General features: G+C 75.0%; 18 protein-coding genes and 2 pseudogenes. 3 read left to right on the top strand and 17 right to left on the bottom strand.

Annotation, left to right across the window (positions count from 1 at the left end; translation table 11 throughout):
- Positions 1-42: 42 nt before the first annotated feature.
- Positions 43-690, bottom strand: coding sequence for a hemerythrin domain-containing protein (locus FHE66_RS12990; protein ID WP_139073392.1), 648 nt, complete (start codon positions 688-690; stop codon positions 43-45).
- A 93-nt stretch (positions 691-783) separates the two neighbouring features.
- Complete coding sequence (locus tag FHE66_RS12985; RefSeq protein ID WP_139073391.1) at positions 784-1,929, bottom strand: acyl-CoA dehydrogenase family protein; 1,146 nt, start codon at positions 1,927-1,929, stop codon at positions 784-786.
- Between the two features lie 175 nt (positions 1,930-2,104).
- Here FHE66_RS12985 and FHE66_RS12980 point away from each other — a divergent pair, with 175 nt between their 5' ends.
- A complete protein-coding gene (locus FHE66_RS12980; protein WP_168202747.1) occupies positions 2,105-3,061 on the top strand; it encodes a YihY/virulence factor BrkB family protein in 957 nt (318 codons plus the stop codon).
- A 90-nt stretch (positions 3,062-3,151) separates the two neighbouring features.
- Entirely contained in the window at positions 3,152-3,997 is an 846-nt protein-coding gene (locus FHE66_RS12975) for a DUF4349 domain-containing protein (protein WP_139073389.1), read from the top strand.
- A 5-nt stretch (positions 3,998-4,002) separates the two neighbouring features.
- Here the strand turns inward: FHE66_RS12975 and lysS are convergent, their stop codons facing one another.
- Positions 4,003-5,535 (bottom strand): lysine--tRNA ligase, encoded by a 1,533-nt coding sequence (gene lysS / locus FHE66_RS12970; protein WP_255303739.1) that lies wholly within the window; start codon positions 5,533-5,535, stop codon positions 4,003-4,005.
- A gap of 96 nt (positions 5,536-5,631) precedes the next feature.
- Here lysS and FHE66_RS12965 point away from each other — a divergent pair, with 96 nt between their 5' ends.
- On the top strand, positions 5,632-6,324 hold the full coding sequence (locus FHE66_RS12965) for a uridine kinase (RefSeq protein WP_255303738.1): 693 nt from the start codon (positions 5,632-5,634) through the stop codon (positions 6,322-6,324).
- Positions 6,325-6,338: 14 nt separating this feature from the next.
- On the opposite strand, the gene FHE66_RS12960 is transcribed toward FHE66_RS12965, so the two are convergent.
- The 14 genes and pseudogenes from FHE66_RS12960 to FHE66_RS12900 form a co-directional block, all read right to left on the bottom strand.
- Positions 6,339-7,250, bottom strand: a complete 912-nt coding sequence (locus tag FHE66_RS12960; protein ID WP_369692766.1) for an AEC family transporter — start codon at positions 7,248-7,250, stop codon at positions 6,339-6,341.
- A 10-nt stretch (positions 7,251-7,260) separates the two neighbouring features.
- The gene (panD, locus tag FHE66_RS12955; protein ID WP_139073387.1) at positions 7,261-7,743 is read right to left on the bottom strand and encodes an aspartate 1-decarboxylase; all 483 of its coding nucleotides are present in this window, start codon (positions 7,741-7,743) and stop codon (positions 7,261-7,263) included.
- Between the two features lie 2 nt (positions 7,744-7,745).
- A pseudogene (gene panC / locus FHE66_RS15770) lies at positions 7,746-8,561 on the bottom strand (pantoate--beta-alanine ligase); the annotation flags it as partial.
- Positions 8,562-8,639: 78 nt separating this feature from the next.
- Positions 8,640-9,551, bottom strand: a pseudogene (locus tag FHE66_RS15910) (Rossmann-like and DUF2520 domain-containing protein); the annotation flags it as partial.
- A 57-nt stretch (positions 9,552-9,608) separates the two neighbouring features.
- The gene (locus FHE66_RS12945; protein WP_139073386.1) at positions 9,609-11,306 is read right to left on the bottom strand and encodes a PH domain-containing protein; all 1,698 of its coding nucleotides are present in this window, start codon (positions 11,304-11,306) and stop codon (positions 9,609-9,611) included.
- Entirely contained in the window at positions 11,303-11,821 is a 519-nt protein-coding gene (locus FHE66_RS12940; protein WP_139073385.1) for a PH domain-containing protein, read from the bottom strand. Before FHE66_RS12940 ends, FHE66_RS12945 begins: the two co-directional genes overlap by 4 nt.
- 56 nt (positions 11,822-11,877) lie before the next feature.
- Entirely contained in the window at positions 11,878-12,333 is a 456-nt protein-coding gene (locus tag FHE66_RS12935; RefSeq protein WP_255303747.1) for a DUF3180 domain-containing protein, read from the bottom strand.
- Positions 12,333-13,205 carry a 2-amino-4-hydroxy-6-hydroxymethyldihydropteridine diphosphokinase gene (folK, locus tag FHE66_RS12930; protein ID WP_139073383.1) on the bottom strand — a complete coding sequence of 291 codons (873 nt, stop codon included), beginning with the start codon at positions 13,203-13,205 and terminating at the stop codon, positions 12,333-12,335. The genes FHE66_RS12935 and folK overlap by 1 nt, the downstream gene beginning before the upstream one ends.
- Complete coding sequence (gene folP, locus FHE66_RS12925; protein WP_139073425.1) at positions 13,202-14,008, bottom strand: dihydropteroate synthase; 807 nt, start codon at positions 14,006-14,008, stop codon at positions 13,202-13,204. Before folP ends, folK begins: the two co-directional genes overlap by 4 nt.
- Before the next feature lie 77 nt (positions 14,009-14,085).
- Positions 14,086-14,718, bottom strand: a complete 633-nt coding sequence (gene folE / locus FHE66_RS12920; RefSeq protein WP_139073382.1) for a GTP cyclohydrolase I FolE — start codon at positions 14,716-14,718, stop codon at positions 14,086-14,088.
- Positions 14,718-16,736, bottom strand: a complete 2,019-nt coding sequence (ftsH, locus tag FHE66_RS12915) for an ATP-dependent zinc metalloprotease FtsH (protein ID WP_139073381.1) — start codon at positions 16,734-16,736, stop codon at positions 14,718-14,720. The genes folE and ftsH overlap by 1 nt, the downstream gene beginning before the upstream one ends.
- A gap of 156 nt (positions 16,737-16,892) precedes the next feature.
- Positions 16,893-17,447 (bottom strand): hypoxanthine phosphoribosyltransferase, encoded by a 555-nt coding sequence (hpt, locus tag FHE66_RS12910; protein ID WP_139073380.1) that lies wholly within the window; start codon positions 17,445-17,447, stop codon positions 16,893-16,895.
- Between the two features lie 16 nt (positions 17,448-17,463).
- On the bottom strand, positions 17,464-18,492 hold the full coding sequence (tilS, locus tag FHE66_RS12905; RefSeq protein WP_139073379.1) for a tRNA lysidine(34) synthetase TilS: 1,029 nt from the start codon (positions 18,490-18,492) through the stop codon (positions 17,464-17,466).
- A 1-nt stretch (position 18,493) separates the two neighbouring features.
- The gene (locus tag FHE66_RS12900) at positions 18,494-19,555 is read right to left on the bottom strand and encodes a zinc-dependent metalloprotease (protein WP_139073378.1); all 1,062 of its coding nucleotides are present in this window, start codon (positions 19,553-19,555) and stop codon (positions 18,494-18,496) included.
- Between the last annotated feature and the right edge of the window lie 5 nt (positions 19,556-19,560).

The raw sequence follows: 19,560 nt of genomic DNA, 5'->3' as shown, positions 1-19,560 counted from the left end.
CCCGGTGACCGCGACGCGGTCACCGGGCCCCTGTGCCGTTCCCTACCGCGGCGCCAGGCGGGAGCGCGCGGCCGCGTAGCGGGAGCGCCCCACCGTGCGCCACACCAGGCGCAGCGGCGCGGGCATGTGCTTGCGCTGCCACTCCACGCCGCCGTCAGGCTGGGCGGCCATGATGGCGCCGATCATCTCGAAGGCCTTGCCGCGCGGCGTCGAGCGCCGCCCGTGGGCGGACCCGGCGTCGACCTCCGGCTGGGTGAGCACCTGCTCCATCACCGGGACGATGTGCTCCTCCTCGTCCGGCAGGTGCTCCGCGAGTCCCGCGTCGATCCGCCCGAGGGCCGCCAGCACCGGTTCGGCGTCGGCGCCGCGGCCGCTCGCCCGCCAGGCGGGCAGGGCCTCGTCCAGCGCGGTGAGGTGGACGAGCATCTGGGCGTGCTGGCCCCTCATCCGCCCGACGTGGAGCGCGCAGGCTGGCGCCCGGCTGCTCAGCGTGTCCCACAGGTTCTCGTCCTCGAACTCGTGGTGGGAGTGCAGGGCGCCGGACAGCAGGGACAGGTGGTCCCCGACGGCGTCGGCGTGGGCGGCGTCGCCCTCCGCCACTCCCGCGACGAGCGCGGGCCCCTCCCGGAAGCCGGCACGGAACATCCGGTGGATCTCCGCCATGCCGCTCGCGTCGCACGTCGTGGCCATGGTCGTCCCCCTCGCTCGCACTGTCACGGGTCCGCCCGAGCCGGACTGTAGTCCTGCCCGTGCCGTGCCGGAACCCCCCGCAGGCGACGACCGTCAGGGGAGGGGGCCGAGGAGGGCGGTGGCCCAGGCGCGGTGGACCGACTCGTCGTCGCTCGGGTGGAAGATCCCGGCGAGGACGTCGCGGTAGAGACGGGAGAGCTCGCTGCGGTTGAAGTACGACGCGCCGCCCGAGACGCGCACGGCGTCCTCGACGACGTCCTTGGCGGTCTCGGTGGCCCGCGCCTTGAGCGCCGAGAGCCGGGGCAGCCACAGCGCGCCGCCGCCCGTCTGCTCGTCGACGTCGCGGGCGAGCGCGGCGATCTGCGGGTGGATGCCGTCGAGCGCGATCGCCGCTCGCGCCAGGCGGCGGCGGATGTCGGGGTCGTGGGCGTAGGGCGTGCCGTCGTGGGTGCGGCGCCCGTGGACCCGCTCGACCGCGACGTCGAGCGCGCGCCGGGCGATGCCGGTGTAGACGCTCGACAGGAGGATCTCGAAGCTCGCGAAGATGCCGAGGACGAACGGGTCCGTCGTGGGGCCCGGCGGGACGCGCCGCACGATGCGCTCGGCGGGCGCGTGGGCGCCGGTGAGCACCGTGGTGCAGGACTGGGAGGCGCGCATGCCGAGGGCGTCCCAGTCCTCACGGACCTCCACTCCCCCGGCGTCGCGGGTGAGGAAGCCCCAGACGTTGTGGGTGCCGTCGGACCCGGAGGTGTCGGCGCCGAAGGTCCCCAGCCGGGTCCAGGCCGGTGACAGCGAGGTGAAGATCTTCGTCCCGGTGAAGGAGTAGCCGCCCGCGCCGTCGGGCTCGGCGAGGCTCTGCGAGCCGAACAGGACGAGGTCGTTGCCCGGCTCGGACACCCCGAAGGCGAAGACCTCCCCCGCGGCGGCCTCCTCCAGGACGACGTCGCACGAGTGGTCCCCGCGCGCCCGGACGGAGCGTGCGACCGAGACCCACACGTGGTGCATGTTGACCGCGAGCGCCGTCGCGGGCGCCGCACCGGCGAGCCGCATCTGCTCGCGGGTCATCTGCTCGAGGGACAGGCCGGCGCCGCCGAGCTCGGTGGGCACCATCGCCGTGAGGTAGCCGGCCGCGGCGAGCTCGGCGAGGTCCTCGGTGAAGAAGGCGTTCTCTCGGTCATACCCCGCGGCGCGGCCGCGGATCCGCTCGAGGAGGTCGTCGGGCAGCAGCTCGCTGGTCATCACCCGAGCCTAGGCCCGCCTCCGCCCGGCTGTCGGCCCGGCTGTCGGCCCACTGTCCGGGCGGCTGAGCGCGCGCCCGGACCCGTGCCGTGCTTCCGTTGTCCCCGGGAGGGTGAGGATGACGGGGACCCAGGAGAAACCGGCCACGCAGGGCAGACGGCCGTCGCGCCGTTTCATGTTCGGCAAGGCCGTGCGCGACTTCTTCGCCGACGAGTGCCTCGACCGCTCGGCTGCCCTCACGCTCTACGCCGTCCTCGCCCTGCCCGCGGTCGCGATCATGCTCACCTCGGTGCTCGCCCTCATCGGTGAGGGGCCGCAGAGCACCGACACCATGCTCGAGATCCTCGGTCTCGTCGCGCCGGACGAGGACGCGCTCGCCGTCATCAGCCAGCCGGTCCGCGACGTCCTCGAGCAGCCGGCCGCCGGGTGGTCCCTCGTCCTGGGCGTCGTGACGTCGCTGTGGATCGCCGCCGGGTACGTCGCCTCCTTCGGGCGGGCGATGAACCGGGTCTACGGGGTGGCCGAGGGCCGCCCGGGCCTCCAGCTCATCGGCCGCCACCTGCTCACCACGCTCGTCCTCGTCCTGTTCGCCGCGCTGGTCACGCTCCTGTCGGTGGTCTCGGGGCCGGTCGCCGACGCGGTCGGCGAGACCCTGGACCTGCGCGGTGCGCTCACCGTGTGGGAGCTGGCCCGCTGGCCGATCTCCCTCGCGGCGTTCCTCGCCGTCGTCTCCCTGCTCTACTACGCGACCCCGAACGTGCGCTCCCTGCGCCCGCGGCTGCTGTCCGCCGGCACGCTCGTCGCGGTGGGCGGCGCCGTCCTCGCCTCCCTGGCCTTCCAGCTCTACCTGCGTCTGGCGGGACGCGTCGAGTCGACGTACGGCGCCGCACTGGCCGGCATCGTCGTCTTCGTCCTGTGGCTGTGGCTCGTCAACGCCGCCCTGCTCCTGGGCGCCGAGCTCGACCGGGAGCTGGCCCGGGCCCGCCAGCTCGTCCGCGGCATCCCGGCCGACCGGAAGATCCAGGTGGACGTGCGTGACGAGCGGGCCTCCACCCGCGCCGAAGCGCGCCGCGACTCCGACGAGGCGCGGGCGCGGAGCCTGCGCCGGTCGTGGAACGACAGCGCGGAGTAGCCCTCCCGGAGGGTCACGTCCCGGTCCCGGTACGGTCACGGTTCGGCCACACCGGCCGGTCCGGGGGGCCGGGCTGGCTAGCGTCGAAGGATGAGACTCCTGCGGACGGTGGCCCTGCTCCTCGTGCTGCTCCTCGGGGCGGTCGCCTGCAGCGGCGCCGACGACTCCACGACGGGCACGGACTCCAGCGGCGACGCCGCCCGCGCGGGCATGGCCTCCGCCGAGGACGCGGAGGAGGCTGACGAGGCGCGCGAGGTCGTCGTCACCGGCTCGCTCACCCTCGTCGCCGACGACGCCCAGCGGGCGATGGACGAGATCGTGCGCATCGTCGGACAGGTCGGCGGCAGGATCCAGGAGCGCTCGGAGCACACCGCGCAGGACGGGGAGGACGTCTCGGGCGCCCTCACCGTCCGGGTGCCCGCCGCCGAGGTCACCGGCACGCTCGACGCCGTCGAGCGGCTCGGGGAGGTGACCGACGTGGCGATCGGCTCCGAGGACGTCACCCGCCAGGGCCGCAACCTCGACGCGCGCATCACCGCCCTGGAGACCTCGACCGAGCGACTCCTCGAGCTCATGGAGGACGCCGACTCCAGCGACCAGCTGCTCGCCGCGGAGGCCGCGCTCAGCGAGCGGCAGGCCGAGCTCGAGGCCCTCCAGGCCGAGCGCGCCTACCTCAGCGAGCAGGTCACGATGTCGACGCTGCACATCTCGGTGACCACCGACCACCCCGTCCGGCTCGAGGCCGGCGGGTTCGCCGGTGGCCTGCGCGGCGGCTGGGACGCGCTCGTGACCGTCGCCGACGGCCTGCTCGTCGCGCTCGGCGCGGCGCTGCCGTGGCTGCTCGTCCTCGGCCTCCCGGTCACCGCCGTCGTGCTCGCGCGCCGCCGCCGGCGGCGCCCGGCCGTCCCCCCGGCCGAGCCCGCCGCCACGGCGTAGGGCCGCTAGAGCCGCTTGACGAGGGGGAAGGTGATCGTCTCCCGGATCCCCTGGCCGGTGAGGGCCATGAGGAGACGGTCGATGCCCATCCCCATGCCACCGGCCGGCGGCATGCCCTGCTCCATCGCCTCGAGGAAGTCCTCGTCCAGGACCATCGCCTCCGGGTCCCCCGCCGCGGCGGCCAGTGCCTGCGCGGCGAAGCGCTCCCGCTGGACGACGGGGTCGACGAGCTCGGAGTAGGCGGTCGCGAGCTCGAACCCGCGCACGTACAGGTCCCACTTCTCCACGACGCCCGGCACCGACCGGTGCGCCCGGGTGAGGGGGGAGGTGTCCACCGGGTAGTCCCGCACGAAGGTCGGGGCGTGGAGGTGGTCGCCCACGAGGTGCTCCCACAGCTCCTCGACGACCTTGCCCGGCGTGTGGTGCGGGGCGACGGCCAGCCCGAGGCGCTCGGCGTGCCGCTCGAGCTCGGCCATCGGGGTCTGCGGGGTGACCTCCTCGCCCAGCGCCTCGCTCAGCGAGGGGTAGAGGGACAGCTCTGCCCACTCCCCGCCGAGGTCGTAGTCGCTGCCGTCGGCGAGCTGCACGGTCGTCGAGCCGAACGCGTCCGTCGCGGCCTGCTGGACGAGACGACGGGTGAGGTCGGCCATCGTGTCGTAGGAGCCGTACGCCTCGTAGGCCTCGAGCATCGAGAACTCCGGGGAGTGGCTCGAGTCGGCGCCCTCGTTGCGGAAGTTGCGGTTGATCTCGAAGACCTTCTCGATCCCACCGACGACGGCGCGCTTGAGGAAGAGCTCGGGGGCGATGCGCAGGTAGAGGTCGATGTCGTAGGCGTTCATGTGCGTGACGAACGGGCGGGCCGCGGCCCCGCCCGGCTGCACCTGGAGCATCGGGGTCTCGATCTCGACGAACGCACGCTCGTCGAGGGTGCGGCGCAGCGACTTCACGACGGCGGCGCGGGTGCGCACCATGTCGCGCGCGGCGGGCCGCATGATGAGGTCGAGGTGGCGACGGCGCACCCGCCCCTCCTCCGAGAGCGCGACCTGCTCCCCGGACTCGGTCTCGTACGTCTTGGGCAGCGGGCGCAGCGACTTGGCGGCGAGCCGGTAGGAGTCGGCGAAGACGCTGAGCTCCCCGCGACGCGAGGCGATGACGCGCCCGTGGACGAACAGGTGGTCCCCGAGGTCGACGTCGGCCTTGAAGGAGGCGAGGGCCTCCTCGCCGACCTCCGCGCGCGAGAGCATGGCCTGCAGCCGGAGCCCCTCGCCGTCCTGGAGCGTGACGAAGCACAGCTTGCCGGTGTTGCGCAGGTACATGACCCGGCCGGCGACGCCGACGACGTCGTCGGTCTCCTCCCCCGGCTGCAGGTCCGCGTGCTTCTCCCGGACGGCGGCGATGGTCGTCGTCACGGGCAGGGTGACCGGGTAGGGGTCGGTGCCGGCGGCCAGCATCCGGGCCCGCTTCTCGGCGCGGACACGCACCTGCTCGGGCACGTCCTGGTCGAGGTCCTCGATGCTGTGCGGGGTCGTCTCACTCACACCCAGATCGTACCCAGCGACGCAGCGGTGGCCGGACGGGCCGATATCCTCGAAGGTGACGTCGCGGGCGAGCGCGACGCGCGCGAGGGGATGGGAATGAGCGGAGCGGAACCGGGCGACGCACCTGCCGGGCACGAGGAGGAGGACGTCCACCAGCCGGGCCTCTTCGACATCCCGCCGGGCGCACGACGCGCACCGGTGCGGATCGTGCTGCTCACCGGCCCCTCCGGCTCCGGCAAGACGTCCCTCACCGGCCGCCTCGGTGTGCCGGTCGTCTCCCTCGACGACTTCTACCGGGACGGTGACCACCCCGACCTCCCCCGCCGCTACGGCATCGTCGACTGGGACGACCCGCGCAGCTGGGACCACGAGGGCGCGCTCGCCGCGCTGCTCGAGATCGCCCGGACGGGCCGCGCGGAGCTGCCGCTCTACGACATCCCGACCAACCGCCGCACGGCCACCCGCGTCTTCGACGCCGGGGGCAGCCCGATCGTCCTCGCCGAGGGGATCTTCGCGGCCGAGCTCATCGCCGACTGCCGCGAGGAGGACATCCTCGCCGACGCGCTGTGCCTGTGGCGCCCGCGGGCCCAGACGTTCTGGTTCCGTCTCACCCGTGACCTCGGCGAGGCCCGCAAGCCGCCGCTCACGCTGCTGCGCCGCGGCCTCAACCTCGCGCGCATCGAGCCGGCCATGATCACCGAGCTCGTCGCGCGCGGGGCCCGCAAGATGCGGGTGAGCGACGCCGAGAGCTACATCCGCGAGCTCGCCGCCCGCCCGCCCGTCGCCTGACGCCGCGCGGGCCCTCAGGCGGCCAGCGCGGTGATGACGACGATCGCGGGCACCGCCCCGATCGTCGAGAGGAAGATCGCGTCGCGGGCGAGGACGACGCCGCGGTCGTACCTGCTCGCGAGGACGAAGACGTTCTGCGCGGTGGGCAGCGCCGCGAGCACGGTGACGGCGTACAGAGCGGCGTCCTCGAGCCCCACCGCGAGCCCGACGAGGTGGGCGAGCAGCGGCTGGACGACGATCTTGAGCCCGACGACGAGCGCGAGCTCCGCGACGGGCGCGCCGGCACCGGGCCGCGGTCCCAGGCGCAGCGAGACGCCGTAGGCGAGGAGCATCGCCGGCACGGCCATGGCGCCGAGGAGGTCGACCGGTGCGCGCACGAGCGTGGGCAGCGTGACGCCGGTGAGCGCGAGCACCAGCCCGAGGAGCGCGCCGATCATGAGCGGGTTGCGCACCGTCCGCAGGAGGATGCGGCCGGCCCCCGCGGCGCGCCCGGAGGTCGTGCGGTCGAGGACGGCCAGGGCGAGCGGCTGCAGGACGAGCAGCTGGAGCAGGAGGATCGGGGCGACGAGCGCGGCGTCGTCGAGCACGTAGGCCGCGATGGGCAGGCCGAGGTTGCCGGCGTTGACGTACATCGAGCACAGCGCCCCGACGACGGTCTCGGGGGCCGGGCGGCGCGCGAGGAGCCGCGACAGGAGCAGGTAGAGCGCGAGCGCCCCGGCGACGGCCCCGGCGGAGGCGACGAGGCTGGCGGAGAGGACGACGCGCACGTCGGCGTCCGCGACGACGGTGAGGAGGAGCGCGGGGCTGGCGACCCAGAACGCCAGCCGGACGAGCATCGTCTGGCTGGCGTAGGTGAGGAAGCCGACGTGCGCGAGGAGCGCGCCGAGGGCGATGAGGACGGCGAGGGCGGTGAAGCCCTCGAGCACCCCCAGCACGTCAGCGCGGCCCGGGGGCAGCCTCGGCGCGGTAGTCGGCGAAGGGGACGCCGGACGGCTCGACGGGGTAGGAGGTCTCCTCGGCGCAGTCGGGCACCTGGCCGGGCTCGTCGCCGATGTCGAGGACCCGGTTGTGCTCGTCGACGAAGACGACGGAGGGGGTGTAGGTGCGGGCGTCCGCGTCGCTGAGCATGCCGTAGGCGATGAGGATGACGAGGTCGCCGGGGTGGACGAGGTGGGCGGCGGCGCCGTTGATCTGGACGTCGCCCTTCCCGCGCTCGCCGGGGATGACGTAGGTGGTGAGCCGTGCGCCGTTGGTGATGTCGACGACGTCGACCTGCTGCCCGGGCAGGAGGTCGGCGGCGTCGAGGAGGTCGGCGTCGACGGTGATGGAGCCGACGTAGTGGAGGTCGGCCGCCGTCACGGTGGCGCGGTGGATCTTGCCGATGAGCATCGGCCGCTGCAGCGAGCTGGGCGCTGGCATCATCACTCCTGCAGGTCGAGGATCGCGTTGTCGATGAGCCGCGTGCTCCCCACCCGGGCGGCGACCGCGAGGAGCGCGCGCCCGCCGTGGCCGGGAGGCACGGGTTCCATGGTCTCAGGGTCGACGAGCTCGGCGTAATCGACCTCGACGCCGGGCTGGGCGGCGAGCACGCCGCGGGCGGCGGCGAGCACGGCACCGGGTCCGGAGGAGGCGACGGCGCCGGCGGCCCGCAGCGCGGCCGAGAGGGCCAGCGCCGCCTGCCGCTCGTCGGGCGAGAGGTAGGCGTTGCGGCTGCTCATCGCCAGCCCGTCGGGCTCGCGCCGGATCGGCACGCCGACGATCTCGACGTCGAGGTCGAGGTCGCGGACCATCGCCCGGACGAGCGCGAGCTGCTGGGCGTCCTTCTGCCCGAACAGCGCGACGTCGGGCCGGGTGAGGTGGAGGAGCTTGAGCACGACGGTGAGCACCCCGCCGAAGTGGGTGGGCCGGGCGAGGCCCTCGAGCCGCGTGGCCACCGGGCCGGGGTCGACGCGCACGGCCGGCTCACCCTGGGGGTACATCACCTGCGGGTCGGGCGCGAAGACGACGTCGGCGCCGACGGAGGCGAGCTTCGCGAGGTCGGCCTCCAGGTCGCGCGGGTAGGCGTCGAGGTCCTCCCCGGCGGCGAACTGGAGCGGGTTGACGAAGATCGTCACGACGACGTGGTCGGCCCGGCGGCGGGCCTCGCGGACGAGGTCGAGGTGCCCCTCGTGGAGCGCGCCCATCGTCATGACGACGGCGCGCGTGCCGCTCTGGCGCTCCAGCGCCGCGCGCAGCTCCTCGCGGGTGCGGGCAAGGACGGGCTCGGAGTCCGGCGAGTCGGCGGGCTGTGGCTCGGCGGGCTGCGCGCCCGGCTCGGCGACGGCGTCGAGGAGGAGCTGGGCGGTGGAGTCGGTGAGCCGGCCCGCGGCCCAGGTGCGCTGGATGGTGGCGCGGGACATCGCGCGGTAGGCGGGCGGGAGGTCGGCGAAGGCGTCGTCGGCCGCGGCGAGGGCGACGAGGCTCGCGACGTGCTCGGCAACCGTCCCGGCGTCCCCGCGCAGGACGGGGCCGGTGAGGGCGAGCTCGCCGTCGCGCAGCGTGCCGTCGAGGGCCGCCCCGAGGAGCGGGGTGAGGTAGCGGCCCGGCTCCTCGACCCCGGCGCGGCCCAGCACGCGCATCGCCTGGGCGACGAGGGTGACGAGGTGGTTGGCGCCGTGCGCGAGGGCCGCGTGGTAGAGCGGGCGGGCCTCCTCGGGCAGCGCGAACGGCTCCCCGCCGATCTCGACGACGAGCGCCTGGCCGATGGGCAGCACGGGCCCGGGGGCGGTGACGGCGAACGGGCAGCCGACGAGCCGGGAGAGGTCGATGCTCGTACCGGTGAACGTCATCGCCGGGTGGAGGGCGACGGGGATGGCCCCGGCCCGCTGCGCCGGCTCGAGCACGGCGGTGCCGTAGCGCCCGGCGGTGTGGACGACGATCTGGCCGGGCTGCCAGCCGCCGGTCCCGGCGATGCCGCGCACGAGGTCGGCGAGCGCGTCGTCCGGCACGGTGAGCAGGACGAGCTCGGCCCGCTCGACGACGTCGGGCACCTCGAGGACGGGCACGCCGGGCAGGAGGGCGTCGATCCGGTCGCGGCTCCCGGCGGAGACGGCGCTCGCCCCGACGACGGCGTGGCCGGCGGCGCGCAGCGCGCTGCCGAGCACCGCGCCGACGCGGCCGGCGCCGACGACGCCCACCCCGAGCCGTCCTGGTCGGGCGGACGGGGGGACCTCGCCGGGAACGCTCACCGGCTCATTATCGCCTGCCGCCCCGGCGCTCGGCGGTGACGTCGGCCACCACCCCGCTCAGCGCCGCTCGTGCGGGGCCGGCGGTGGGAGGTCGGCCGGGGCGCCGAGCAGCGGCCCGTCCACCGCGGGGCCCGCGGGCGGCGGGTCGAGGGGCAGGCCGGCGGGCGGGCCCACCACGGGCGGACCGGCAGGCGGCGCGTCCACGGCGGGCGGCGGCCCGGCGACGGGCGGACCAGCCGGCGGCACGTCCACGGGCGGGGCGGCGGGGGCCCGCGGCGGCACGAGACCGACGCGCTCCATCCACTCCTCGGGCGACTCCCGGTGACGCGCCTCGCGCGACATCCGCGAGGCCTCGCCGAGGACGGCGAGCGCCGTCATCGCCCCCAGGTGGTGGGCGGTCGTGGAGACCGGGCCGCCGACCGTCGCCGGGGCGATGTTCGCCAGCCCGGCCCGCCGCTCGAGCGGTCCCTGGGACAGTGCCAGGGACTGCGTCCGCTCGTGCGGGACGATGGCCAGGGAGCGGCTGAGCCGTCCGCGGCGCACGAGGACCGCGCGATCGGTGAGCTGGACGCCGTTGCGCCGCCAGGAGACGGGGTCGAGCCAGCGTGCGCTGCGGGGGCTGGTGAGGAACCCGCCGTCCTGCCCCTCACCCTCGAGCGCGCCGTCGATGACCGCCTTCGGGTCCGCGACGCCGAGGTCGGGCAGGACGAGCCACAGCGCGGTCAGTGCCTCCCCGCGCGTGCCGACGGGCAGCAGGACGGTGCCGGTCGTGCTCTCCGTCTGGGTCTCGACCGCGGAGTAGCCCGCGACGTTGACCTCCACGCGCCACCACCCGCGGCGCCGCCACAGCAGCGGCTGCTTGAGGCCGACGGCGTGGATGCGGCCGGGCGGCACCGTCTGGGTGCGCTGCTCGAGGAGTCCGTAGCGCAGGCGGATGCCGTCCGGGGAGATGGCCGCGCGGAAGTTGAAGCCGCCGGTGAAGCGGCCCCACAGGTAGGTGCCCCAGCCGAAGATGCCGGGCAGCGCGCCGAAGAGCGGGCCGGGCGACCCGGTGACGACGGCGGCGACGAGGAGACCGACGAGGAGCAGGACGAGCCCGATCATCGAGCCGGAGAGGAGGAGGGAGCCGACGAGCCGCCCGGTGGGCACCTCGAGCAGCTCGCGCTCGGCCTCCGGGTGGACGGCCGGCGCCGGGGCGGCGCCGGGCGCCTCGTCCGGCGCGCCGTCCGCCGTGGGGGCCGCGGGCGCCCTGCCGGCGGCGCGGTCGAGGACCTCGCGGCGCAGCCGCTGGGCCTCCTCCTCCTTGAGGAAGGCGAGGACGACGGAGGAGCCGCCCCCACCCGCGGTCTCGATCTTCAGCTGCGCGAGCCCGAAGAGACGGGCGAGCAACGGCTGGACGACGTCGACGGCCTGGATCCGGTTGAGGCGCGCGTGCCGCTGCTGGCGGAAGAGGATGCCGCTGTGGAGGAAGACGGCGTCACGCCCGACGGCGTAGCGCATCATCCGCCAGGAGAGCACCGAGTAGACGGCGAGGACGAGGAGGAGCAGGAGGATCGCGCCTCCACCGATGAGCAGGACGAGGGTCCAGTTCACCGTGTCCCGGTCGTCCCACAGCTCGGTGATCGTCTCGACGTTCTGCCACACGAGCACGGCGAAGACGGCGACGATGACCTTCCAGGCCTGGAGGACCGGGGTGACCTTGTGGACCCGCCGCCACTCGACGTGCTCCTCCGGAGCGGGCTGCTCGGTGCTCACAGGCCTGCCAGCCTCGCCTCGCCGCGCTCGGTGAGCCGGTCACGCAGGCGCGCGGCCTCCGCGGGCGGCAGCCCGGGGATCGACGCGTCGGTCTGGGCCGAGGCGGTGTGGAGCTGGACCTTGGCGACCTTGGCCCACCGGTCGAGCGGGCCCGCCTGGACGTCGACGAACTGCATGCGCCCGTAGGGCACGAGGGTGAGCTGGCGGAAGAGGATGCCCTTGCGGATGAGGAGGTCCTCGTCGCGCTCGGCGTAGCCGATCGCCGAGACCTGCCGCGGGACGAGCCACAGCAGCCACGCGAGGAGGCCGCCGAGGACGCCGATCGGGATCCACCACCACCAGCCCGGGAACACGAACGCGAGCACGACGACCGCGACGAGCGGCAGTCCCAGCCACACGAGAACGGTGATGAGCCGGACCTTGACCAGGCCCCGGGAGACCGGGGTGAAGGTGAGTCCGGCGGGGTCGAACGGGCTGGGGGCGGCCTCGTGCCACCCCGGTTGCGTAGTGCTCATGCGTGGGGCTCCATCCTCGGTGTGCACCCAGCAGCCTCCCACACGCGGCACCGGTCTCAGGCGGGCTCGCCGTCCTCCTCGGGAGGAAGGCGGCACCAGTGCTCGACGACGAGCGCGACGGCGACGAGCGCGAGGCAGGCGAGCAGCGCGCCGCCGGCGGACAGCGCGTGCTCCCGGAGCGCGGGCGCGGTGATGTTGCGCCAGGCGAGGAGGACCTGGGCGGCGAAGTAGCCGCCGAGCGCCGAGCCGGACAGCGAGCTCGCCTTGGCGAGCATCGCCACCCGGGCCGCGCCGAGCTGGGTCATCCGCGTGTCCTTGCCCTCGACGAGGCGGCGCACGGAGCGGCCGAGCGCGAGGAGCACGACGGCGAGGACGAGCAGGCCGATGCCGGTCACCGGGGGCACCGGGACGAGCGCCCCGCCGCGCGACTCGAGCACCGCCAGCGCGGCGTAGGCCACCGCCCCGGCGACGACGGCGGTGAGGAGCAGGGTCTGGCGGCTCGTCCGTTGCATCACGCGCGCTCCCACCAGTCCTCGGCGACCCACTCCCCCGGCTCCCCGCAGGCGGCGGCGAGCTCGGTGACCGGCCCGTGACCGGGCAGGACGGCGCCCGGCACCACGCGCGCCCAGGGCGCCAGGACGAAGCCACGCTCGTGGGCGCGCGGGTGGGGCAGGGTGAGGTCGGCGTCCTGCCAGGTGAGGTCGCCGGCGGCGACGAGGTCGAGGTCGAGGGTGCGCGCGCCCCACCGCTCGGTGCGCACCCGCCCGTGCCCGAGCTCCACGCCCTGGCACAGCGCGAGGAGCTCGCGCGGGGGCAGGCTCGTGCGCAGCACGGCGACGGCGTTGAGGTAGTCCGGCTGCGGCTGCCCGCCGGGCAGGACGACGGCGGCGCTGCGCAGGAGCGGGGAGACGGCGCGGACCTCCACCCGGGGGTGGCGGTCGAGCTCGTGCAGGGCGGCGGCGAGGGTCGCGCGGGCGTCGCCGAGGTTGGCCCCGAGGGCGAGGACGACGTCGCGGACGCCGCCGGCCCTGTCACGGTGGACGTGGACGGTGACGTCGGTGAAGGGCACCGGGACCGGGGCCTGCGGCTTGTGGACGGTGACGTCGACGGCGGTGACCCGCGGGCGGCGCAGCACCACCTCGGCGATCCGCGCGGCGACCGTCTCGACGAGGTCGGCGGGAGGTCCGGACAGGACGGCGACGACGTCCTGCGCGACCTCCGCGTAGTTCACGGTCGCGGTGAGGTCGTCGCCGGCCGCGGCGGCCCGGGTGTCGAGGTGGAGGACGACGTCGGCGGTGAAGACCTGGCCGACCTCGCGCTCGCCCGCGAGCACGCCGTGGTGCCCGCGCGCCCGCAGCCCGGTGAGGGTGATCCGGTCGCTCATCGTGCCCGCCCCGCTGCGCGCAGCGCCGCGGCCACCCGCACGGCGTCGGCCGACGGGCGGACCTCGTGGACGCGCACGCCCCACACGCCCCGCGCCGCGAGGATGGCGGTGAGCGCGGCCGTCGCCCCGTCGCGGGCGAGCGGAGGCGCGGGGACGCCGTCCGGCCCGGCGAGCAGGGCACCGAGGAAGCGCTTGCGGGAGGCGCCGACGAGGAGGGGGTGGCCGAGCGCCTCGAGGGCCTCGAGCCGGGCGAGCAGCTCCCAGTTGTGCTCCGCGTCCTTGGCGAAGCCGAGCCCGGGGTCCAGGACGAGGAGCGCGGGGTCGACCCCGGCCGCGAGCGCGACCCGGGTCCGGGCGGCGAGCTCGGTCACGACCTCGGCGACGACGTCGGCGTAGACGGCTCGCTCGTTCATCGTCGCCGGGTCACCGCGCCAGTGGCCCAGGACGTAGGGCGCCCCGTGCCGGGCGGCGACGTCGAGGATCTCGGGGTCGGCGAGGCCGCCGGAGACGTCGTTGACGACGGCGGCGCCCGCGCGCAGGCAGGCGTCGGCGGTCTCCGCGTGGACGGTGTCGATGCTCACGACGGCGCCGTCGGCGGCGAGGGCGCGCACGACCGGCAGCACCCGCGCGAGCTCGACGTCGACCGGCACCCGCTCCGAGCCGGGCCGGGTCGACTCCCCGCCGACGTCGAGGACGTCGGCGCCCTGCCGCCGCAGGAGGCGGCCGTGGGCGAGGGCCTGGTCCGCGTCGAGCCAGCGCCCGCCGTCGGAGAAGGAGTCGGGAGTGACGTTGAGGACGCCCATGACGAGCGTCCGGCCGGCCGCAGCGGGCTCGTCGAGCCGCGCACGCGCCGCGCGCGACGCCTCCGGGGTACCCACCGCTACCTCCGCGGCGCGATGAGGCTCATCGCCTCCGCGCGTGTCGCGACGTCACGCATCTGCCCGCGGACGGCGGAGGTGATCGTCCGGGACCCGGCCTTGCGCACCCCCCGCATCGACATGCACAGGTGCTCGCACTCGATGACGACGATGACGCCCCCCGGGTCGAGACTCGCGACGAGCGCGTCGGCGATCTGGGAGGTGAGCCGCTCCTGGACCTGCGGGCGGCGGGCGAACGCGTCGACGAGCCGGGCGATCTTGCTCAGCCCGGTGACGCGCCCGGAGCTGCCGGGGATGTAGCCGACGTGCGCAACCCCGTGGAAGGGCACGAGGTGGTGCTCGCAGGTGGAGTACACCTCGATGTCGCGCACGAGGACCATCTCCTCGTGACCGAGGTCGAAGGTCGTCGTGAGGACCTCGGCAGGGTCGACCCGCATCCCGGCGAAGGTCTCCTCGAAGGCACGCGCGACGCGGGCAGGGGTGTCGCGCAGCCCTTCGCGGTCGGGGTCCTCCCCGACCGCGACGAGGAGGTCACGCACGGCGCGCTCCACCCCGGCGGCGTCGTAGGGCCGCTGGGCGGTGGTGCCGGCCGGGGACGGGGAGTCCCCGGGGGCGCGCTCCTCGGGCGTGCTCATCACAGTCCCTCGGCGGGACCACCGACCTGGCCCGACGGCGGGACCTGCCCGATGCCCGGGCCCTCGCCGGCGGCGGCGGCCTCGTCCTGCGGGAGCATCCCGTTGCTGCCGGCGGCGCGCTCGGCGGGAGTGCGCACCGGGGGCCGGTCCGAGACCGCGCGGTTCTCCGAGGACAGCCAGACCGGGCGCGGGTCGCGCTTGACGACGGGGGCGAAGATCTCGGCCAGCTCCTGCTCGTTGAGCGTCTCGCGGTCGAGCAGCTCCAGGACGAGCCGGTCGAGGACGTCGCGGTACTGGTTGAGGATCTCCCAGGCCTCGTCGTGCGCGGCGTCGACGAGGCGGCGGACCTCCTCGTCGACGATGCGGGCGATGTCCTCGGAGTAGTCGCGCTGGTGGCCCATGTCGCGACCGAGGAACGGCTCGCCGGTGTCGGTGCCGAGCTTGACGGCACCGACCCGGTCGCTCATGCCGTACTGGGTGACCATCTTCCGGGCCAGCGCGGTGGCCTTCTCGATGTCGTTGGAGGCACCGGTGGTCGGGTCGTGGAAGACGATCTCCTCGGCGACCCGCCCGCCCATCGCGTAGGCGAGCTGGTCGAGCAGCTCGTTGCGGGTGGTGGAGTACCTGTCCTCGCTCGGCATGACCATCGTGTAGCCCAGCGCCCGGCCGCGCGGGAGGATCGTCACCTTGGTCACGGGGTCGGTGTACCGCAGCGCCGCCGCCGCCAGGGCGTGTCCGCCCTCGTGGTAGGCGGTGATCTTCTTCTCCTTCTCGTTCATCACCCGGGTCCGCTTCTGCGGGCCGGCGATGACGCGGTCGATGGCCTCGTCGAGCGCGCGGTCGTCGATGAGGTCGGCCCCGGAGCGGGCCGTGAGGAGGGCGGCCTCGTTGAGCACGTTGGCGAGGTCGGCGCCGGTGAAGCCGGGGGTGCGCTTGGCGACCGTCTGGAGGTCGATCTCGGGCACCATGGGCTTGCCCCGGGCGTGGACCTTGAGGATCGCGGCGCGCCCGGCGAGGTCGGGGGCCTCGACGGTGATCTGCCGGTCGAAGCGGCCGGGGCGCAGCAGCGCGGGGTCCAGGATGTCGGGCCGGTTGGTGGCCGCGATGAGGATGACGTTGGTGCTGACGTCGAAGCCGTCCATCTCGACGAGGAGCTGGTTGAGCGTCTGCTCGCGCTCGTCGTGCCCGCCGCCCATGCCGGCGCCGCGGTGGCGACCGACGGCGTCGATCTCGTCGACGAAGATGATCGCCGGGGAGTTGGACTTGGCCTGCTCGAACAGGTCGCGCACGCGGGAGGCGCCGACGCCGACGAACATCTCGACGAAGTCGGAGCCGGAGATCGAGTAGAAGGGGACCCCGGCCTCCCCGGCGACGGCGCGGGCGAGGAGGGTCTTGCCGGTCCCGGGCGGGCCGTAGAGCAGGACGCCCTTGGGGATCCGGGCGCCGACGGCCTGGAACTTCGCGGGGTCGGCGAGGAACTCGCGGATCTCCTGGAGCTCCTCGACGGCCTCGTCCGCCCCGGCGACGTCGGCGAAGGTGACCTGGGGGTTCTCCTTGTTGACCATCTTGGCCTTGGACTTGCCGAACTTCATCATCCCGCCGCCGCCCTGCATGCGGGAGAGCAGGAACCAGAAGACGCCGAGGATGATGAGCATCGGCAGGAGGAAGCCGAGCAGGGAGGCCCAGACCGAGGGCTGCGGGACCTCGGAGTTGTAGCCCTCCGGCGGGTCGGCGGCCGCGATCGCGTCCATGACCGTCGTGCCCTGCGGGGTGGCGTAGTAGAAGGCGACGAGGTCGCCCTTGTCCTCGAACTCCTCGCTCAGCGCGAGCTCGACGCGCTGGGTGGTGTCGTTGACCTCGACCTGCTCGACCGTGTCCCCTGCGAGCAGCGCCAGGCCGTCGGAGGTGTCGATCTCCTCGGGGTTCTGCCCGGTGAGGAGGGTCGCCCCCAGGTAGACGAGGACGAGGACGAGTGCGACCCACACCAGCGGGCCCCGCAACAGCTTCTTGGCATTCATCGGTGGCGGCGCTGGGGCCGGGTCCCTCCTGCTCGAACGATCATCGTGTGACGTTACCCCGAAGGTCCGCGCAGGAGGGAACGTGTTCGCCCACGGCAGGACGGGGCGCAGGCCGCGTCCCGGCCGCCCGTGGACGACCGGGACGCCCGGGCGGGTTCAGCCGCTGTAGACGTGCGGCGCCAGGGTCCCGACGAAGGGCAGGTGGCGGTACTTCTCGGCGAAGTCGAGGCCGTAGCCGACGACGAACTCCGTGGGGATGTCGAAGCCGACGTAGCGCACGTCGACCTCGACCTTGGCGGCCTCCGGCTTGCGCAGCAGCGTGGCGATCTCCACGGACGCCGGGCCGCGGCTGCGGAGGTTGGACACGAGCCAGGACAGCGTGAGCCCGGAGTCGATGATGTCCTCGACGATGAGCACGTGGCGTCCGTGCAGGTCGGTGTCCAGGTCCTTGAGGATGCGCACGACGCCGGAGGACTTCGTCCCCGACCCGTAGGAGGACACCGCCATCCAGTCCATCTCGATCGAGGTGTGCAGCCGGCGGGACAGGTCCGCCATCACCATGACGGCGCCGCGCAGGACGCCCACGAGCAGGAGGTCCTTGCCCGCGTAGTCGGAGTCGATCCGGGCCGCCATCTCGTCGAGCCGGGTCTCGATCTGCTCCTGGGTGAGCAGGACCTTCTCGAGGTCCTTTCCCATGTCGCTGGCGTCCACACGTCCTCCTGTCGGCTCACTGCCCCCGCGCGGACCGCGGCGGGGAGAGGTTCAGCCTGCCACACCGGCGCACGGCGGTGACAGCGCCGGGCAGGTCGAGGGCGCCCTGCCCGTGGTAGTGGGTGACGAGCGCGTCGAGGGCGGCGACGTGGACCGCGGCGAGCGCGCCGGGCGGACAGCCCGCCGCGGTGGCGGCGAGGTGGAGCACCCGTCCGCGCAGCGCCGGGTGCTCGGCGGCGAGCTCGGCGACGTCGAGGTCCACCTCGCCGTCCTCGCCCAGCCCGGCGCGGGCGGCGAGGTCCGCCGCCGCCCGGGTGAGGTAGTCGTCGTCCTCGCGCAGCAGCCGGGCGGTGCGGGCCAGCGCCTGCGCCACGCCCGGTCCGAGCGCGGCCTCGAGGGCGGGCATGACGTCGTGGCGGACGGCCGAGCGGCGCAGCGGACCGCCGTCCGCGCGGCGCCACGGGCCGTCAGGGGCGTTGGTCACGTCGGTGACCCACTCCAGGCCCAGCGCCGTGCAGCAGGCCTCGGTGTCCCGGCGGCGCAGCGCGAGGAAGGGCCTGCGCCAGCGCCCGGTGACCGGTGCCATCCCGGCGAGCGAGCGGGCGCCCGAGCCCCGGCCCAGCCCGAGCAGCACGGTCTCGGCCTGGTCGTCGAGGGTGTGGCCGAGGAGGACGGCGGCGGCTCCGTGGGCGTCGGCGGCCTCGGCGAGCGCCGCGTAGCGGGCGGTGCGGGCGGCGGCCTCCGGGCCTCCCTCGGTCCCGACGTCCACGGCACGGACCTCGACCGGCTCGAGCCCGAGCCCGGCGCAGGTGGCGGCGGCCCGGGCCGCGACGTCGTCACTGCCCGGCGCCAGCCCGTGGTCGACGACGACCGCACCCGCCCGCAGCCCGGCCCGCGGGGCGACGAACGCCGTCGCGGCCGCGAGCGCGAGGGAGTCCGCGCCGCCGGAGCACGCGACGAGCACGAGGGCACCGGCGGGCAGGTCGGCGAGCGCCGCCCGCACCGCCACCCGGGCGGCGGCGACCGCCGGGGCGGGGCCGGCCACCTCAGCCGTGGACCCGGCGCACCCAGGCGTCGGGGTCGAAGATCTCGGTGGCACGGGGCAGGGTGTCGGGCGAGGTCCACACGGCGTTGAGGCCGTCGTGGCCGACGCGGTGGATCACCCGGCGGACGAACTCGGCGCCGTTGCGGTACTGGGCGATCTTCGCGTCCATCCCCATGAGCCGGCGCACGAGGACGTCGAGCGTGCTCGTCCCCTGGCGGCGGCGCTCGAACTGGCTGCGGATCCGGGCGACGGACGGCAGCACGCGGGGCCCGACGGCGTCCATGACGACGTCGGCGTGCCCCTCGAGCAGGGACATGACGGCGACCACCTCGGCGAGCCGCTCGCGCTCCTCGTCGGTGAGGACGGCGTCGATGAGCGGGCCGGCGAGCGCCTGCGCCGCGGGGGTCTCACCCTTCGGGGTGCGCACCGCCTCGACGACGGCGCCGAGCGTGCGCGCCAGGCGCTGGCTGCCGCCCTCGGGCGAGGCGATGGAGGTGACGCTCGCGCGCATCCGCTCGCGCAGGTGGTCGGCCAGCCAGGGCGCGGCGGCGAACTGCACGGCGTGGGTCTGCTCGTGGAGGCAGACCCAGCGGCGGAAGTCGAGGGCGTCGAGGTCGAGCTCGCGCTCGACGTGGAGGATGTTCGGCGCGACGAGGACGAGGTAGCCCGGTGAGCCGGCGCCGCCGGGTGCGGTGAAGGGGTCGTACTGCCCGAGCACCTTGGTCGAGAGGTAGGAGAGCATGACGCCGAGCTCCTCCCCGCCGAGCCGGGCCGCGCCGGGCAGCGTGGTGGCGGGCAGCAGGTCGCCGACGAGGCTGCGGAACATCGCGATGTTCGCCTCGGACCAGCGGGCCCGGTCCACGACGTACACCGGCCGTCGGGCGGCGGTGGCCGCGGCGTCGTCGAGGCCGGTGATCTCGGCGACGTGACCGGGGGCCTCCGCGGCCGCGGTGTGGAGCACCGTGACCAGCCCGCGCGCCTCCGCACGGCCGGCGCGGGGTCCGGGAGGGGCGAGGGCTGCGGCGCGGCGGCGCGCGGCCCGCCAGTCGATCGGGGAGCTCATGGCGT

The organism is Georgenia sp. 311 (assembly GCF_006151955.1).
GTDB classification, from domain to species: Bacteria; Actinomycetota; Actinomycetes; order Actinomycetales; family Actinomycetaceae; genus Oceanitalea; species Oceanitalea wutianyii.
Note: the sequence above shows the minus strand (reverse complement) of the source record. Positions and strands in the feature narration are given on the sequence as shown.

Bases quoted from the DNA above. Each gene is read 5' to 3' on its own strand.
- FHE66_RS12990 (WP_139073392.1), bottom strand. From the start codon at position 690: ATGGCCACGACGTGCGACGCGAGCGGCATGGCGGAGATCCACCGGATG.
- FHE66_RS12985 (WP_139073391.1), bottom strand. From the start codon at position 1,929: ATGACCAGCGAGCTGCTGCCCGACGACCTCCTCGAGCGGATCCGCGGC.
- FHE66_RS12980 (WP_168202747.1), top strand. From the start codon at position 2,105: ATGTTCGGCAAGGCCGTGCGCGACTTCTTCGCCGACGAGTGCCTCGAC.
- FHE66_RS12975 (WP_139073389.1), top strand. From the start codon at position 3,152: ATGAGACTCCTGCGGACGGTGGCCCTGCTCCTCGTGCTGCTCCTCGGG.
- FHE66_RS12965 (WP_255303738.1), top strand. From the start codon at position 5,632: ATGAGCGGAGCGGAACCGGGCGACGCACCTGCCGGGCACGAGGAGGAG.
- panD (WP_139073387.1), bottom strand. From the start codon at position 7,743: ATGCCAGCGCCCAGCTCGCTGCAGCGGCCGATGCTCATCGGCAAGATC.
- FHE66_RS12940 (WP_139073385.1), bottom strand. From the start codon at position 11,821: ATGAGCACTACGCAACCGGGGTGGCACGAGGCCGCCCCCAGCCCGTTC.
- FHE66_RS12935 (WP_255303747.1), bottom strand. From the start codon at position 12,333: ATGCAACGGACGAGCCGCCAGACCCTGCTCCTCACCGCCGTCGTCGCC.
- folK (WP_139073383.1), bottom strand. From the start codon at position 13,205: ATGAGCGACCGGATCACCCTCACCGGGCTGCGGGCGCGCGGGCACCAC.
- folP (WP_139073425.1), bottom strand. From the start codon at position 14,008: ATGGGCGTCCTCAACGTCACTCCCGACTCCTTCTCCGACGGCGGGCGC.
- folE (WP_139073382.1), bottom strand. From the start codon at position 14,718: ATGAGCACGCCCGAGGAGCGCGCCCCCGGGGACTCCCCGTCCCCGGCC.
- ftsH (WP_139073381.1), bottom strand. From the start codon at position 16,736: ATGAATGCCAAGAAGCTGTTGCGGGGCCCGCTGGTGTGGGTCGCACTC.
- FHE66_RS12900 (WP_139073378.1), bottom strand. From the start codon at position 19,555: ATGAGCTCCCCGATCGACTGGCGGGCCGCGCGCCGCCGCGCCGCAGCC.